This is a genomic window from Chitinophaga horti, from assembly GCF_022867795.2.
Classification (GTDB): domain Bacteria; phylum Bacteroidota; class Bacteroidia; order Chitinophagales; family Chitinophagaceae; genus Chitinophaga; species Chitinophaga horti.
Map to the genome: position 1 here is coordinate 3,494,331 of NZ_CP107006.1, position 17,941 is coordinate 3,512,271.

General features: G+C 51.3%; 9 protein-coding genes. 4 read left to right on the plus strand and 5 right to left on the minus strand.

Annotated features, from left to right (window positions below):
- The first annotated feature begins 42 nt into the window (after positions 1 to 42).
- The 4 genes from MKQ68_RS14035 (at position 43) to MKQ68_RS14050 (ending at position 8,903) form a co-directional block, all read left to right on the plus strand.
- Complete coding sequence (locus MKQ68_RS14035) at positions 43 to 3,444, plus strand: SusC/RagA family TonB-linked outer membrane protein (RefSeq protein ID WP_264279681.1); 3,402 nt, start codon at positions 43 to 45, stop codon at positions 3,442 to 3,444.
- Positions 3,445 to 3,455: 11 nt separating this feature from the next.
- Positions 3,456 to 5,336, plus strand: coding sequence for a RagB/SusD family nutrient uptake outer membrane protein (locus tag MKQ68_RS14040; RefSeq protein ID WP_264279682.1), 1,881 nt, complete (start codon positions 3,456 to 3,458; stop codon positions 5,334 to 5,336).
- A gap of 128 nt (positions 5,337 to 5,464) precedes the next feature.
- Entirely contained in the window at positions 5,465 to 7,006 is a 1,542-nt protein-coding gene (locus tag MKQ68_RS14045) for a DEAD/DEAH box helicase (protein WP_264279683.1), read from the plus strand.
- A 67-nt stretch (positions 7,007 to 7,073) separates the two neighbouring features.
- Complete coding sequence (locus MKQ68_RS14050) at positions 7,074 to 8,903, plus strand: alkaline phosphatase (protein WP_264279684.1); 1,830 nt, start codon at positions 7,074 to 7,076, stop codon at positions 8,901 to 8,903.
- Between the two features lie 392 nt (positions 8,904 to 9,295).
- Here MKQ68_RS14050 and MKQ68_RS14055 read toward each other — a convergent pair whose 3' ends face one another.
- From MKQ68_RS14055 to MKQ68_RS14075, 5 genes are all read right to left on the minus strand, one after another.
- Positions 9,296 to 10,888 carry a RagB/SusD family nutrient uptake outer membrane protein gene (locus tag MKQ68_RS14055; RefSeq protein WP_264279685.1) on the minus strand — a complete coding sequence of 531 codons (1,593 nt, stop codon included), beginning with the start codon at positions 10,886 to 10,888 and terminating at the stop codon, positions 9,296 to 9,298.
- A 20-nt stretch (positions 10,889 to 10,908) separates the two neighbouring features.
- A complete protein-coding gene (locus tag MKQ68_RS14060; protein WP_264279686.1) occupies positions 10,909 to 14,295 on the minus strand; it encodes a SusC/RagA family TonB-linked outer membrane protein in 3,387 nt (1,128 codons plus the stop codon).
- Between the two features lie 38 nt (positions 14,296 to 14,333).
- Complete coding sequence (locus MKQ68_RS14065; RefSeq protein ID WP_264279687.1) at positions 14,334 to 15,293, minus strand: FecR family protein; 960 nt, start codon at positions 15,291 to 15,293, stop codon at positions 14,334 to 14,336.
- A gap of 46 nt (positions 15,294 to 15,339) precedes the next feature.
- Positions 15,340 to 15,897, minus strand: a complete 558-nt coding sequence (locus MKQ68_RS14070; protein ID WP_264279688.1) for an RNA polymerase sigma factor — start codon at positions 15,895 to 15,897, stop codon at positions 15,340 to 15,342.
- A 204-nt stretch (positions 15,898 to 16,101) separates the two neighbouring features.
- The gene (locus MKQ68_RS14075; protein WP_264279689.1) at positions 16,102 to 17,874 is read right to left on the minus strand and encodes an alpha-amylase family protein; all 1,773 of its coding nucleotides are present in this window, start codon (positions 17,872 to 17,874) and stop codon (positions 16,102 to 16,104) included.
- Between the last annotated feature and the right edge of the window lie 67 nt (positions 17,875 to 17,941).

The following is a 17,941-nucleotide window of genomic DNA, read 5'->3' on the forward strand; positions in this document are numbered from 1 at the left end:
ATCCACGTCATACTTATTCGATCATTTTATTTAACAGAACTTATGCACACAATTTTACGTCTCGCAAAAAGACGATGGGCGCTCCATTTCGTTGCGGCCCTTCTGTTGCAGATTGGCCTCTTCGGTTACGCGTTGGGGCAGGTGGCTCAAAAACGGGTTTCGATCACCGTGGGCGCTGTGAGTTTAACGGAGGCCCTCGAGGAAATCCGCAAGACCAGCCGGCTCAATTTCATGTACGATCCTGTACTGATGGCCACTTACAAGGTACAGCCACAAACGTTCAAAGACCAACTGGTAGCCGATGTATTAAAGGAATTGCTTAAAACCACGGACCTGCAATACACCAGCGACAACGATGGCAGTATCCTCATCAAAAAGAATAAAACAGTTGCTGGACCTGCAGGCAACAGCAATGGTATACAAATGCAGGGCACGGTGACCGACTCCACCGGTCAGGCCTTACCCGGCGTAACCGTGATGGCGAACGGCCGCAGCAACATCGGTGCAGTAACGGATGCTAACGGTAAGTTCTCGCTCCTCGTCCCGAATGATGTGAAGTTCGTAAACATGACGATGATGGGCTACTACGAATTGCAGGTGGCCGTAAGAAGCAACGCCGCCAACCAACCCTTCGTTCTCCGCGCCAACAACAGTGCGCTGGACGAGGTAGTGGTAGTAGGTTACGGTACCACGCAAAGAAAAGCGAGCATCGTTGGTGCGGTACAAACTATTAAGCCGGAAGATTTAAGGGCTACTTCTGCCAACCTCACCACCTCCTTCGCCGGTAAGATCGCCGGTATGATATCGGTGCAACGTAATGGTGCACCGGGTGCCGACGGCGCTAACTTCTGGATCAGGGGTGTATCTACGTTTGGCACGAATACCAGTCCGCTCATCGTGCTGGATGGTGTGGAGATCGTTTCGAACATGCTGAACGCGATCGCTCCGGAATCGATCGAATCCTTCTCTATCCTGAAAGATGCTACTGCTACGGCCCTTTACGGTAGCCGCGGTGCAAACGGGGTACTGATCATCACAACTAAAAATGGTGGTAACAGAGAATCCATGAACGTGAACGTGCGTGTACAGGGTGGCTTATCTGCCCCCACACGTATTCAACCTATCGCCGATGGGGTGAAGTATATGGAAACGTATAACGAAGCGCGTAGCAATAACGGTCAGCCTGCCTACTACAGCCAGGAGCAGATCGACGGCACACGCGATAAGCTGAATCCCTATGCCTTTCCTTATAATGATTGGTATAATATCCTGTTTAAGGACCACACCTTTAACCAGAACGCGAACGTAAGCGTAACAGGCGGTGGTAAAAAAGTGAACTACTTTCTGAATGCTGCCTTCTTTAATGAGACAGGCATCCTGAAGGACCAGGCTACCGGCCCATACAACTCTAACGTAGGACTGAAGCGCTACATGTTCCAGAGTAACGTATCAGCAGCCATTACGCCTACTACCCGTATTGGTGTGAAAATGAATACGCAGCTTAACTATCGCCAGCTGCCTTCTGTGGATGTAGACGACCTGTTCCAATACACCATGAAGATCAACCAGGTGGATTTTCCTGCTTTGTTCCCACATGCATTATTGCAGGGTGCAGATCCCGGAATTACCTATTATGGCAACGCCCCCGGCTGGGATGGTGGTGTAACGCAAATCAACCCACTGGCGCTGGTAGACCGTGGTTATGCGCAAACTTATCAGTCTTACCTGACCACTGTATTTAACGTTGACCAGGACCTGAAGTTTATTACCCAGGGCCTTAAAGCCCGCGTACTGGCGTCTTTCTTCAACATGGCCTACTCTAACCAGACGCGCTCCAAAACACCGTTCTACAAAACACTTAACGGTTACACGGTAGATGCGAACGGCGCCTACCAGCTGGATGTGGGTGATATTGGTCCTGCAGGCACTACTTATCTTACGTACGGTGCCGGCAGAGATGGCGAGCGTGAATATGCATTGCAAGGCTCTATCGAATACGGCCGCCAGTTTGGCCCTAAAGGCGTGCACGATGTAAACGCATTGCTCCTCTATCATCACAGGCAAAATGACGAAAATGGTATTACTGCCACAGAAACAGAGATACTGCCCCGCCGCGAGCAAGGTTTGGCAGGTCGTTTAACTTATGGTTACGGCGGTCGCTACCTGGCGGAAGTGAACTTTGGTTACAATGGTTCCGAAAACTTCATCAGCGGTAAACGTTTTGGCTTCTTCCCCTCTTTTGCATTGGGCTGGAATGTAACGAACGAACCGTTCTTCGACCCGATAAAGGATAAGATTACTTACCTGAAGTTCCGTGCTTCGTGGGGTAAAGCGGGTAATGACGCCTTGAACATCCGTTTCCCTTACCTGAGCACCGCTACTACCAATGCTGCTATCGGTAACCTTTACCTCGGCCCGAACCGCACCTTGCCAAGGGGCATCAGTCTGAACGCTATCGGTAACCCGGATGCAACGTGGGAAGAAAGTAAGAAAACCAATGTGGGTATCGAAGTAGGGTTGTTTAATAAGCTGATGCTGATCGCAGACATCTTTAGCGAGAAGCGTACCGGCATCTTCATGCAACGCCGTTCTATCCCTAACTCAGCCGGTTATGAAGGCACTACACCGTATGCGAACATTGGCGCCGTAACCAACAGGGGTGTTGACGCATCGCTGGAATATAATACGAAGATCAGCAGCAAGCTGTCGATCTCCCTGCGTGGTGCATTTACTTACGCACATAACGAAGTAACTGCGCGCGATGAACCAGCACTTACCTATCCGTACATGTCGGTGCTCGGTCACCCGATCAACACCGTATTCGGACTAGTGGCAGAAGGTTTATTCGCTGATCAGGCAGACATTGATAAATCGCCTCGTCACACTTTTACCGCCGCTGTAAAACCAGGCGACATCAAGTACCGCGATATGAATGGCGACAATGTGATCGATGCGAATGATGCGACGGCTATCGGTAATCCAACCACACCCGAAATCGTGTATGGATTTGGCCCATCTATCCAGTATGACAAGTTCGATTTCTCCTTCTTCTTCCAGGGAACAGGCAGAGTATCCATCAACATGAATGCGCATCATCCTTTTACAGATGGCACCAACTCCGGTTTCAACATTGCCAAGTGGATTGCAGATGATCACTGGAGCGAAAGCAATCCAAATCCCAACGCTGCTTATCCGCGCCTGTCGCATGTCATTAACCAGAACAATGTGAAGTCATCCAGCTTCTGGGTGTACAATGGTTCCTTCCTGCGACTGAAAACGCTGGAGGCGGGTTATACCTACAAAGGCTTCCGCGCTTATGTATCGGGTACCAACCTGCTTACCTTCAGCAAATTCAAATACTGGGATCCTGAACAAGGTAGCGGGAACGGCCTTTCTTATCCATTGCAACGTACTTACAACCTGGGTTTACAATATAACTTCTAAAGAGACTGATCATGAAACGGAACAGATATATCCTCGCGCTCCTGCTCACCACCATAGGCTTTACCGCCTGTAACAAATACCTCGACGTAGTTCCGGAAGGCACCGCCAGCCTGGACGACGTGTGGAAATCGGAGCAACAGTGCCAACAGTTTGTAAATACACTCTATTCACAAATACCGCCTACCTTCTATCACACCTTTACACCCGATTGGCTGGCTGGCGACGATATGATTACCAGTCCGAAAGGCACTACCCGCTGGTACCCGTATAAAAGCCTGTTGTACGGAGAGGAAACACCGAACAACTCCTACTTCCAGCTGATGGGCTCCAAAGCCGGCACCACTGGTTCTACCAGCCACGCCATCTACCGCACGATTCGTTACTGCCACTTGCTTTTAGAGAACGTAAGCAAGGTACCGAGCCTCAGCCAGCAAAACAGCAATTACTGGAAAGGCGAAGCGTTATTCCTCATCGCTTATTATCACCACCTGCTGCTGCAATATTATGGTCCGATCGTACTGGAGAAAAGTAACATCTCGCTGAACGCGCCGGAAGAGCAGATGTATGTGCCGCGTTCTACTTACGACGAGTGTGTGGATTACATTGCTACTAAATATGACGAAGCCGCTGTTCTTCTCCCACCTACCCGTCCGACGAACGAGCTGGGTTATGCTACCGGCGTAATGGCTAAAGCTTACAAATCGCGCCTGCTGCTGATGGCTGCCAGTCCGCAATACAACGGCAACGCCGCTGACTACGCTGAGTTCAAGAACAAAAACGGCAAGGCCCTCATGAACCTCACCTACGACCCTGACAAATGGGTGCGTGCGCGCGATGCTGCACAGGATGCGATCGAAATGGCGGAGGCGAATGGCTACAGGCTGTACACCAATCCTTCGGGAACAGCAATTTCTATGTTCGACCAGGGTGAGCGTAACTACCACGATGCTTTTTGTGAACCTGCTTTTAATACAGATGAATTTATTCACGCATTGGGTAACCCTACCGTGATACAAACGATCCAGCATACGGGTGGTCCGCGTGTAGTATTACCTTACAACACCGCCAGCTTCCGCGGCAACTATGTGCCTACGATGGAAGCCGTGGAAATGTACTACTCGAAGAATGGTTTGCCCATGGATGTAGATCCGGAAACAAGGACCCTCGATCTGTACGCAGTTGCGCCGGGCGACAGCACCGTACGGCTGCACCGTAACCGTGAGCCACGCTTCTATGCATCCGTAGGCTTCGACCGTGGCAAGATGGCATTTAACAACGATACACTCATCCTCCGCTGCCGTGCGGGCGAGTTACAGGGTGATCTGAATAACGATAACGCCGAATATCAATCGGCCAGCGGTTATGTGCTGAAGAAGTTCATGCATAAAAGTGTGTACTGGAATAATACCACCAAGGCGATTACTTTCAAGACGATGGTATTGCCTTACCTGCGCCTGGCGGAACTGTACCTGAACTACGCGGAAGCCGACTTCGAGGCTAGTGGAACGTTGAGCCAGACCTCCCTGAATCATTTGAATAAGATCAGGACACGCAGCGGCCTGCCTAACTTTGAAGCTTCCTGGGCGCTGGCGGGCGGCATTCCTACCGGGGATGCACTGCGCAAAGTAATGCACCAGGAGCGTTCGGTAGAACTGCTGATGGAAGGCCGCCGCTACCACGACCTGCGTCGCTGGAAAGAGGCGAATGTGGTAATGAATAAAAAGCCACAGTCCTGGAACCTGAAAGGCCGCACCATGGCCGACTTTTACAAGCGCGTACCCATGCAGGAATCAGGCACCCGTATTTTCGAACATCCGAAAACCGTATGGCTGGCCATCCCTATCGATGAGTTGAATGTGAACTACAACCTGGTGAAGAATCCGGGGTACTAGTTTCAGACAGATACGATTCCCGCGGCGGATGGCTACTATGGCCATCCGCCGTTGTTTTATGGCCCCAGGTTTGATATACTACCCGGAATGCCGCTGCCACACAGCGGGGAATTAACCGTGGTTGAATTATGAGAAATGCAAACAACACTGTTGCGCCAACCGGCTTGTATCCTTACCAGGAGCGCGACCTTCACCTACTTTTTGAACAACTGACAAATGCATCCGGCGGAGCCAGGATACTATATCAATTGCCTACGGGCGGCGGTAAAACGAGGATCTTTTCCGAAATCGCCAAATGGTACATCCAGCAAAGCCGCCACAAAGTGATGGTGCTCACGCATCGCGTAGAGTTGTGCAGTCAGACCGCCACTACCCTTAAAAAGCTCGACATCAAAACCAAGGTGATCAACAGTGCCGTTAAGCAGCTGCCGAAAAAGCAGGAGCACGACTGTTACGTGGCCATGGTGGAAACGTTGCGTAACCGCCTCAAACAGGGTTTACTGAACCCTAAATCCATTGGGCTGGTAATTATCGACGAGGCGCATCACAACGCCTTTCAGAAGTTGCTGAATAAATTCCCCGATGCGATCGTGGTGGGAGTAACAGCTACGCCGCTCAGTTCGAACGCGGATTTGCCGATGAACAAAACCTACCAGCAGCTCATCATCGGCGAAAGCATTGCCAGCCTGGTGAAGCAGGGCTACCTCGCCAAACCGGTCACCTGGCGCTACGATGTGGAACTGAACTCTTTGAAGACAGGCATTTACGGCGATTTTACCATCAGTACGTCCGACGAGTTGTATTCTTCAAAAGCGATGTTGGACCTGTTGTTACATGCTTATGAATCTCACTCAAAGAATAAGAAGACACTGATATTCAATAACGGGATATTCACTTCCCGCGCGGTGTGTAAAATGTTCGAGGATGCCGGCTACCCGGTTAAACACCTGGATAACCGCCACGCTCCCGCCGAACGGGAAGCCATCCTGAAATGGTTTAAGAAGACCAAAGGCGCAATCCTTACGTCCGTATCGATACTCACTACCGGGTTTGACGAGCCGACGGTGCAGACCGTGATCCTGAACCGCGCTACCACTTCGCTTACGCTCTATCACCAGATGATCGGTCGTGGGTCGAGGAGTTTGCCGAAGAAGAAGACCTTCGCGATCATCGACCTCGGTAACAACATCGACCGCTTCGGGGCCTGGCAGGCGCCGATGGACTGGCAACTCATCTTCGACCGGCCGGAGGCTTATATCGAAAGCCTGCAATACCATACGGCACAGGAAACAAAAACAGTATCCATTTCTTCAGAACTGCGTTCGAAATTCCCGAATACCCTGCAGCTGTCGTTCGACGTACAGGAAGCACACCAACGTGCGGTGGATGCCGGTCAAAAGTCGAGCATCGTGATCCGTGATGCGATCCGCCAGCATGCGTTGATGTGTATTGAGAACGGTGAATCTATTGCGCATGCGCTGGAACTGGCAGATGAACTGGACCAGGAAATTCAGTGGCGGGTGAAACAATATGGAAAGTGCCTGGGTAAGGTAACGAAAAACTATACCGACTGGTTGATCGCCGACTACAAATCAAGGCTAAAAACACTGGTGCAAAAGCTGATGCAGCGCAGTCTGAATAGTACGAAGAGCAAACGCAAGGCAGCATAATATTCCCTTAACATTCACCCGGTATCTTTGCACACTTATTATAGCGATAACGTGTAAATTTATAGGGATGAATAAAGGGATCAATAAAACGCTGATAGCGGCCATGCTGCTGGCGGGAACGTACAGCCAGGCCACGGCGCAGCAGTACCGTGTAAATGCTAATGCCCATTCGCACAACGACTATTTGCAGCAGCAACCGTTTTACCTCGCGCATGCAAATCATTTTTTTTCTATTGAGATAGATGTGTTTTCCAAAGGTGATCAGCTGCTCGTAGCGCATACACCGAAAGAAATATCGCCCCTGCGTACGATCGAATCATTGTACATAGAACCATTGATGCGGGAGATGCGCCTCAACGGCGGTAAGCCGTACGCGAACGGCGACAAACTTCAGTTCCTCATCGACCTTAAGAATGGCGGCGATAGCGCCCTGAAGGTACTTGAACGTAAACTGGCGCCCATCCGCGAGCACTTCGACGTTGCCAAAAATCCGAATGCAGTAAGATTGGTGATCAGCGGCGACATGCCCGCACCGGCGCGCTTTTCCAACTTTGATCCCATCTTCTTTTTTGATGGCAGAGCCGAATTGAAATATACACCCGACCAACTGAAACGCGTCGCTTTCGTAAGCGCACCGCTGCAACAATTCTCCACCTGGAATGGCCTGGGCCGCATGGTACATACCGAACAGGCGAAAGTGAAACATTTCGTTGACTCTATTCACACGACGGGCAAACAAGTACGTTTCTGGGGCGCCCCCGACACCCACACCGCCTGGATCGAGTTCATGAAACTGAACATCGATTATCTCAACACCGATAAACCGGGTGAGATGGCACATTTCCTCAACGCCTTACCCGATAACACTTATACGGCGCCCGCTACCCACGAGCCTTACAAGCCCACTTATAAAACCGACGTTGCCGGTAAAAAACCCAAAAACGTCATCCTGCTGATCAGCGACGGTGCAGGCTTCGCCCAACTGTGGGCAGCCGCTACCGCTAACCGCGGCCAGCTGAATGCCACACACTTTAAACATATCAGCTTCTCCCAAACCGCCTCTGCCGACGATTACAACACCGACTCCGCTGCCGGTGCAACCGCGATGAGCACAGGCAAAAAGACCAACAACCGCCACATCGGTGTAGACACACTCGGCAACCCGCTCCTGAACATCGTAGACAACCTCGCCGCAAAAGGAATCAAGAGCGGGGTTATCAGCAATGACCAGATTACCGGCGCCACACCATCTGCCTTTATCGCGCACCAGGCCGAGCGTAACGATGCCGCGAAGATCGCAAAAGATGTATTGAATAGCCAGGTAACGCTGCTCGTAGGCGGTAAACACAAGGCATTCGACGAACAGTTGACCCAGCAGCTGAAACAGAAAGGGTTTACCGTACAGGAAGGCATCGGCACTGCGCCTTTCTCCGGAAAACGTGTACTGTGTTTCGATGGCGACAACTACGACACCAACTTCCGCCTCATCGAACAAACATTTGATAAAAGCATCGCCTACCTGCAATCGCAAAGCCACGGCAAAGGCTTCTTCCTCGTGATGGAAGGCGCGAAAATCGATGCCGGCGGCCACTCTAACAAGATCAAAACCTGTATCGACGAGTACCTGAGCTTCGACAAGGTAATCGGCAAGGCCCTGCAGTTTGCCGACAAAGACGGCGAAACGCTCGTACTGGTTACCTCCGACCACGAAACAGGTGGTATCATCGTATACGACGGCAGCTACACCACCGGCCTGGTAACAGGCACCTTCACCACTACGGATCACACCGGTTTGCCGGTACCGTTGCTGTCTTACGGTCCGGGTGCAGAGAAGTTTGCCGGTTTTATCCAGAACAACGAGATACCGTTGAAAATCATTGAGTTACTCACAAAGTAAACACCTAATGGGAAGGGGCTGACCAAAAAGTAAAATGAAGGCTTTGTGAATCGCTTAAACGATGACACGTCTCCATCAGGTATCCGAATAAATTAGGGCTGACCAATACTTTTTGGTCAGCCTTTTTTGCGGTAAACCTGGTACATCCTTGCTGCTTCCTTGCTGCTTCCTTGCCACACCCTAGGTTCATCCTACGTTCAACCTTCGTTCAACCTTCGTTCAACTTAGGCTCACGAACGAATTTTAAGCGTAGGCTGAACGAAGGTTGAACCTAGGATAAGCCTAGGGAACAGCCAGGATGCAGCTACCCTGTAGCAAGGAAGTAACAACCCTCCGATGCAATAAGAAAGGGCCGCCCGAAGGCAGCCCTTAACATGTAATCGTCTGAAAATCTATTCCCAGCCTGGTGTTTGTTTGTACGCTCCATTGCTCCTCGAAATCTCATCCGGACTAATGGGCCAGGCCATATGGCGGGTGGGATCGAACTTGCGGGCGGGCCAGATCTCTTTCACGGTGTAGGGAGAAGCAGGATCAGTAGTCGTGGTATGTATACGGCCATGTAATGGCATATTGATCTTTGCATAATCGCCCCAGCGTTTCAGGTCTTGCAGGCGGTCGGTCCATTCGCAGGCCAGTTCGCAGCGACGCTCGTGTTTGAGGTCGTTGAGGGTTGGCATGGCGATATCGCCCAAACCTACGCGGTTTCTCACTTCGTTCAGCGGTGCAGCGGCCTCGCCGTTCCTGCCCAGCTGGATCAAAGCCTCAGCCTTGAACAGCAGGATCTCCGCATAACGGATCAGGGACAGGTTGAGGGTGGTGGTCGGGTAGTTACCGTTCGGGTTTACGTTCGGGTTGGTACCTGATTTTCCTTCGGAACCATAGCTAAACGGCTCCATGTATTTATTGATCTGGAAGCCAGAACGGCTGTTGGTAGAAAAGTAAGAACGCTCCAGTCCGAAGTAGGTGAACTTATCACCGAACTTCAGGATGGTCACCTCGCGGCGTGGATCGTTGGCTTCGTACTCCTGGTACAGCTCCTCGGTAGGTTGAAAATAACCCCAGCCATTGTAAGCACCCCAACCGGTATTTTCCAGGATAACACCCGGAAACTCCGAACCGCCCTGTGCGCCGGAAGTCACGGACCAGATGTACTCAGAGCTCCAGTTATTGGCAATGGTAAATACGGAACGGTAGTTCTCTTTTGCACTGGCTTTACCAGTGATCAGCGCGCGTTTACCTTCATTTTTGATTTTGTCGGCCAGGTCCGGGATCGGTGCCCATTTTGTATTGTCGTACTGTGCCCAGTAAGCGTAGGTTTTTACCATGTAAGCCCAGGCAGCTGCGCGGTGCGCGCGGCCGCGATCTTCGCCGGCATAACTTTCGAACAGGGGCAACAGGGTGGCGGCCTTTTCGAGGTCACTGATGATTTGTGCGTAGTTATCGGTTACAGATTTTAATTGCGGGGGGATACGTTTGCCGTACTCCGCGTTCTCAGGTCCGTCGAAAGGTACACCCTGATCTTTATGTCCCCAGATGTAAGCGAGCCAGAAGTGAGCGAAACCACGCATAAAATACGCTTCACCCAGTGACCGGTCGCGGATCGCATCGGATACGTTCACGGCTTTAGGAATGTTCTCGATTGCCTGGTTGGCTTTGTTCATCATCCAGTACAAATCTCTCCAGCCACCGGTAAGGTAACCTTCGCGGCCGGATGGGATGAAGTTTTTAATGTTCTCACCATCCGCTTTTACGCGGCCTACTACCAGGTCATCGCTCGCGTCCTGTACCCAGAACAGGTCGCGGCCCCAGGTGGCTTCATTGGCCATAGGCACATACATGGCGGCGGTAGCTTTTTCAAGGTCTTCGTCACTTTTCCAGAAGAAAGCAGTTGAAGGCGCGCCATACGGCTTGGAGTCTACCCAGTCTTTGGAGCAGGCGCTAAGCCCTGCTGCCAGTATCATTATGTAAATAAGAGGCTTTTTCATGATGTACGATCGTTAATAGCTTAGAAATTAAGTTTAGCACCTACGGCATAAATACGCGATACCGGGAACTGGCCGCCGTCCATACCATAACCACCTACCTCAGGGTCCATGCCGCTGTATTTGGTAAAGGTGAGCAGGTTATCACCGCTCACGTATACACGCAGCGCTGTTTTCCATGGCATGTTTTTGAACGTATAACCGATCAGCAGGTTCTTTAAACGCAGGTAGCTGCCATCTTCCAGGTACCAGTCAGATGTAGTCTGGAAGTTTTTGTTAGCATCGCTCGCGGAGATCTTTGGAATATCGGAGCCGGTGTTGGTGGGCGACCAGGCATCCAGGATTTTGTTCCAGCGGTTGTAGCCTTGCTCGGAACCATTCAGCGTCGTCTGTTTAAAGGCGTGGAACAGTTTAGCACCGCTCACACCCTGGAAGAAGAAGCTGATATCGAAATTGTTCCAGTTAGCACTACCATTGAAGGCATAGGTTACTTTTGGATACGCGCTGCCCATGTAGTAACGGTCGGCATCGTTAATGCTGCCATTACCGTCCTTATCCACGAACTTCAGGTCACCCGCTTTCGCGAAGGGCTGGATGCGCGCACCGGATTTGTCAACATAAGCTGCAGCTTCTGCATCTGTCTGGAAAATACCATCTGTTTTAATCAGCCAGTAAGCATACGCAGGCTGACCAACGATCGAACGGAAAGGATTCAGCACACCTCTCCACACATCGCCATCTGCCCAGTACGAACCGGCGTTGCCGTCGATCTTTTCAACCTTATTGTTCAGCGTAGCAAAGTTACCGCCGACGCTATATCCCACTTTACCAACCTGGTCGTGCCAGTTAGCGCTTAATTCAAAACCTTTGTTACGGATCAATCCCTGGTTGATCATGGGAGCACCGAAACCGAAGGTATTCGTCCAGTTCAGCTCCTGGCGGGAGATCAGGTCATATGTTTTCTTGTTGAAGTAATCGGCAGTCAGCGTCAGTCGCTCGTTCATCAAAGCGATATCGATACCGAAGTCCGTTTGTTCCGAAGTTTCCCATGACAGGGCCGGGTTGTACTGGTTTGCCATGTACAGTGCGGTAGACTGCGGGCTCTTTTCGCCAACCTGGTACGCAATGCCGGAACCCAGTGTGGGATATCCATAAGCGGTACCGATGGAGCTGAGGTTACCGATACGGCCCCAGCTGGCGCGCAGCTTCAGGAGGTCAACAGCGGGCACGTTAAAGAACGGCTCAGAGCTGATTTTCCAGGCAGCGGTAAGACCCGGCAGGCCCTTGGAGCGGTAATCGGCAGGCAAACGGCCGGCAATATCGCGGCGGTAGCTACCGGTTACAAAGTAACGATCGGCCCAGCTATACGCCAAACGACCTACATAAGAAAGGTTGCGGTCAACCCACTGGTTATCACCCGGACGGTTCTGGTCGAACACCGAAGCGTTCAGGAAGAACTGTGCCCACTCGGCCTCGTCCTGCAGTCCTCTCGCGGCGGCGCTGAATGAACGGGCACCGTTCTGCTGCGCGGTCATTGATGCCATCGCGGCGATGCTGTGTTTACCGAAAACACGTTCGTAGTTGGCCGTGTTTTCCCAGATCCAGTGGTAGCTTTTATTGGTGGAGTAAGAAAGCGTGTTCTGGTCGTTCGGTTTACCTGGCTCCGTTCTTTTCGGTTCGAAGTTTTTCCACAGTGAGTTACCCTGGCGGTAAGAGAAGCGTGACAGGAAACTGAGGCCTTTCACGATATCAGTCACATTCACTTCAGTAACAGATTGAAGATCGTTGCCGCGGTTGTACGGTTTGTTACGCAGCAGCGTTGCTACCGGGTTGATCGCGTCACCGTGGATACCCAGGTACTGCGATTCACGCGGACCAACACCACCGAAGGAACCATCGGCATAGTAAGGAGTAGCCGAACGTGGCATATAGATGGCGGAGAGGATCACGCCGCTGTAACCACTGGAGGTTTCCGTACCACGATTATCGTTGTTGTTATAGAACAAGTCCTGGCGCAGCCTGATATGATCGTTAAACTGGTAGTTCGCATTAAAGCGCAGGGAGATGTTTTTATTATAAGTATTCAGCAGTGTACCTTCTTCATTCTCATAACGCGCCTGTAACAGCGTAGAGAACTTTTCGGTGCCGGCATTTACTGTTACGGTATGACGCTGAATAACGCCCGTGCGGAACACTTCATCGATCCAGTCCGTGCGCGTTTGCTGTGCATATGGGTTTACAGCTGCGTCCCAGCCGCTGAGCGGTGGTAAACCGGCGTTGGTGTAAGCCAGGTTAGATACTTTGGCTTCCTCTTCCGCAGTAAGTGATTGTGGCGTTCTCCAGGCTTGCTTCATGCCTACGAACGTATTGTATTCCACGCCCGGCTTGCCTTGTTTAGCCTGGCGGGTGGTAATCAGGATTACACCTGCGGAGCCGGAGAAGGCACCATAGATTGCCGCAGATGCCGCATCTTTCAATACCGTAATACTTTCAATATCGGCAGGATTGTAAGGAGCATTAGGCACGCCATCTACTACATACAGTACATTTTCCGAAGAACGTGAGCCGATACCGCGGATCGTTACTCGCGGAGAACTGTTCGGGTGACCACCATTGTTGATTACCGTTACACCAGGCACCTTACCCTGGATCATCGCAGCCACGTTTAACACGGGACGGTTTTTCACCTGGTCCATATCTGGTACGGTGGATACCGCGGCAGACAGGTCACCTTTCTTCGCTTTACCGTAACCGAGTACTACGATCTCGCTTAAGGATTCGCGGGTCGACTTCAGCGTTACCGAAGCCGTAGCCGGATCGTTCGCTTTCATCTCTTTCGTTTCGTACCCCATGAAGCTGTAGCTCAGCACTGCGTTTTCGTCTGACAGTTCAATCGAGTATTCTCCATTTTCATTAGTGATGGCGCGGTTATTTGTGCCCTTCTGCCAGATGCTCACACCCGGAATAGGCTCCTCTCCCTCTGCCATCATCACGCGGCCTTTCACCGCAACGTTTGCTGTAACCGCAGCCGCTGCCGGCCTTTCTGCCTTACGAAAAATGATCGCATTGTTATGCACGCTAAATTCGATACCGGCAACTTTTTCCAACATGGCCAGCGCTTCTCCCAAAGAGATGTTATTGGGATGAAAGTCGCGCACGGTGATCTTGTCAAAGTCCTCACGGATAAACGTAAAAGAGAAATTACTTTGTTTGTCGAGCGCTTTTAGCACCGTAGACAGCGAGGCCGAGGAGATGTCGAGCTTCACTTTCTCGTTCAGTTCCCGCTGTTGCGCAAAACCAACGGAGGTAACCAGCAGGCAGCAGCCAAAAAGCAGCAGCCGTTTGGTAATGGGCATAGTACGGCCCCTACCTGGAGCGCTATGCGCCACGGGCGTAGAAGTGTGGTTCATAATCTGGTGATTTTTCAGAGATGGGTCGTCATCTCTTATTAATAAATAGTTACTAGCTTGTTCTTAATCGTGTAATTTTTATGCGTCATATAACACAGGGCATCCATCGTTTGCCCGAATCGTTGCTTTGGAAAGGCGATGGTGATTTTCTTCTGAAGGCGCCGCTCATTCTGCCAGGCTACTTCGTAACCATTACTTTCACATAGTCGCGTAAAGGCATCTTTTATACTCAGCTGTTCTGCCGTAAAACCGCCATCCATCCATGCGGTGGAAAGTGTGGTATCTATTTCATGTGTCACCAGCACGCTGTCGTCGGGAAAGTAGGCGGCTGCGCGTCCAGGCTCCAGTATGGCCTGTGTTTGCCGGTTAGCTTTAGATGACACCTGCACCTTACCAGAGGCAAGGGATACACGCGTCATTTTTTCATCGCGGTACGCCTCCAGGTTAAAGCGGGTGCCCAATACCTTCACTACCACGTCGCGCGTTACGATCACGAAAGGCCGTTCGCTGCTGCGTTCCACTTCAAAATACCCTTCCCCTTCGAACGCTACCCATCGTGTTTTTGAAGCTGCTTCTTCTCTCCAGCTAAGAGAGGCATTGGCATTCATCCAGATCACGGAGCTATCGGGCAGCATCACCTTTTTGATCATACCGCTGGTATTACGCACGTGAAAAATGTTATCCGCAGTGGCCTGCTTCGCTTTGTGCAATTGCTGTTGTTTGGCAGAAAAGTAACCGATGCCTGCGAGCAGTATGACCGATGCGGCGGCGGCCCACTTCCGTACTAAGGGACGGATGTTGTGCTTTTGTTTTTTGGCAACATAATCCCGGAAGCCGGCCAGGAACCGCTCCTGCTGCGACTCCGCATGCTCGACGGGGGCGTTGTTATGCAGGCCTTTGTACCAGCTATCGAGTAGCGCCAGTTCTTCGGGCGTGCATTCGCCTGCATGAAATTTGTCGAGTAATGCTTTCGCATTCGGATATTGTGATGTTGGCATACATAAAAGAATACCCGGCGAAAAAGAAATGTTAACTCGTCCTGCGTTAAGAAATTGTAAACAACAGCATGGCAGAAACCAGCTGGGCAGATAAGGCGGGGTTACTGCGGATATGGTCCTTCACCTGCTCCAGTGCGCGCGAGTACAGTACGCGGGCAGAGCCGGGTGCGATATCCAGTTCTGTAGCGATCTTTTTGTAGGAGTACTGGTGGCGTAAACGTAATACGAATAATTTTTGCTGGTGGGGCGACAGCATATCGATGGCTTCTTTCAGTACGGTTTCCATGAGTGCTTCCGATTCGATGGCGGAAGCTTCTTCAATTGTACCGGTGAGCAGATCTTCCAGTGTTTTGAGGTGTGCGCTGTAACGGCCAGCGCTGCGGTAATAATTGAGTACACGGAATTTAAGGGCGTTGAGCAGGTAATACTCCAGTTGTTCATCCTTTGGTAAGTCCTCCCACTTCTCCCAGGCGGCCATCAGTACATCCTGTACGATATCGAACGCGTCGTGCGCATTCGTTTTCGCAACGGCGACAGCTAACAGTTTGTTCCAATAAACCTGCACAGAAGCCTCGAAGGAGGCTGTTTGATGATGAATTGGCATAGATTGAGTTGTGGCTACCGGCGTAAAAATAGGGAGTCAGTGTTACGCGAATATTAAGTGTGCATATCTTTCATACGTTTGTTGCCGGGGGCTGACCCAAAAGTGCAATGAGGGCTTTGAGAATCGCTTAAACGATGACTGGTCTCCATCAGTCAGCCGAATAAAACTGGGGCTGACAAATATTTTTTGGTCAGCCCCGCTTTCTTATTTCAGCCGGTACCAGTAGCTTTCATAACCGGCGGCCTTCATTTTTCCTTCCTGCGGGATGGGCCCGCCGTTGAGGGCCGTCCACTTTTTATCGGTAGCGACCAGTTGTTGCAGATGCAGTTGTTGTTCGCTGGCAGACAGATTATTAAGAATAAGCACTTCACTGTTGTTCCAGCGGTAGATCATTCCTGTCACATGACCGGAGCCTGTTTCCACTACCTCCCATCTCCCCCAGTTCATTTCGGGGCAGGCGCGGCGCATGGCGATCAGCCGCCTGGTAAATTGTAACAGTGAGTTGGGATCACGTTCCTCTGCAACAACGTTTCTCATACGATAGTTAGCAGCACCCGTATCGATTACCGGCCTTAATGGCGATTTACTGGTACTAAAACCTGCATTCACACTATCGTTCCACTGCATAGGCGTGCGCACCGCCAACCGTTCTGCCAGCGCCAGGTTATCGCCCATGCCGATTTCGTCGCCATACCTGATTACCGGTGTACTGGGCAACGAGAACAACAGGCTGTAAGCCAGCTTCAGTCGCTTCTGGTCGTTGTTTAACATCGGTGCCAGGCGCCTGCGGATGCCGCGGTCATACAACTGCATGGACGGCAGCGGACCGAAGGCCTCGTATACCCGGCTGCGTTCCTTTTTTGTAAGCCGTCCGAGGTCCACTTCGTCGTGATTGCGCAGAAACTGCGCCCACTGACTGTGATGCGGCATGCCCCCGGTGGCAGACAATGCCTTTTGCAGATGCGCCACCTCTCCCGCTGCCAGTGCATAAAACAGTAACTGGTTTACGTGGAAGTTGAACATCAGGTGTAAACCTTCGCCATGTTCACCGAAGTAATGCGTGTTTTCGCCCGGCGTGATGTTCGCTTCACCGAGCAGCACTGCGGACGGAGCAATGGACTGCACATGGCGGCGCATCTCCTTAATAATATCGTAATTGCCTTTGAAGTTGTCGCCTTTCGTATCGGGCACCTCTATCGCAAAAGGCACCGCATCTAATCTAAACCCATCAACACCTTCTGCCAGCCAGAAGGAAAGCATCTTTTTCACTTCACTCCTCACCGCAGGCTGCTGCAAATCGAGGTCGGGCTGAAACTCGTAAAAGCGATGGTAGTAATACGCTTTCGCCAGACTATCGTACGTCCAGATGCTTTTTTGCACCCCGGGGAAGGCCATGCCTTTATCGAAGTTGTCCGGCTTGGTGCGCGACCACGAATACCAGGTGTGATAAGTGTTCGTAGTATCGCGACTCTGCACGAACCAGGAATGTTCTATCGAGCTGTGATTCACTACCAGGTCCATGATCACCCGAATGCTATCTCTTTTCGCCTGCTGAACAAAACGGCGAAAGTCATCGATACTCCCCATCCGTGGCTCAACGCTATAATAATCCTTTACATCATACCCATCGTCGCGCCAGGGCGAAGGCTGAAAAGGCGCTAGCCAAACCGCGTTCACTCCCAGTGATTTGATGTAGGGCAGGCGCTGCGTCAACCCGTTAAAATCGCCAATGCCATCGCCATCGCTATCGCTAAAGACCTTTACGTCGAGCGAGTAAATGATCGCCTGTTTATACCACAGGCTATCGAGCGACGGCAGCGGCGGAAAGCCAGCTTCCTTGCGTTCCGTATTCACCCCCTGCAACATTTCGATGGCCTCATCGGGCACATCCTTCTTGAAAATACCAGGCTTGAAAATAAAGAGTCCGGCGGTGCAGATGCCCACTAAAAGTACCACTACGGTCAGGCGCTTGTTCATATCCATTTTTCCGGATGAGCGCAATTATTATGCGAGAGGATACGTGGCCATTCATGGCGGGCTAACA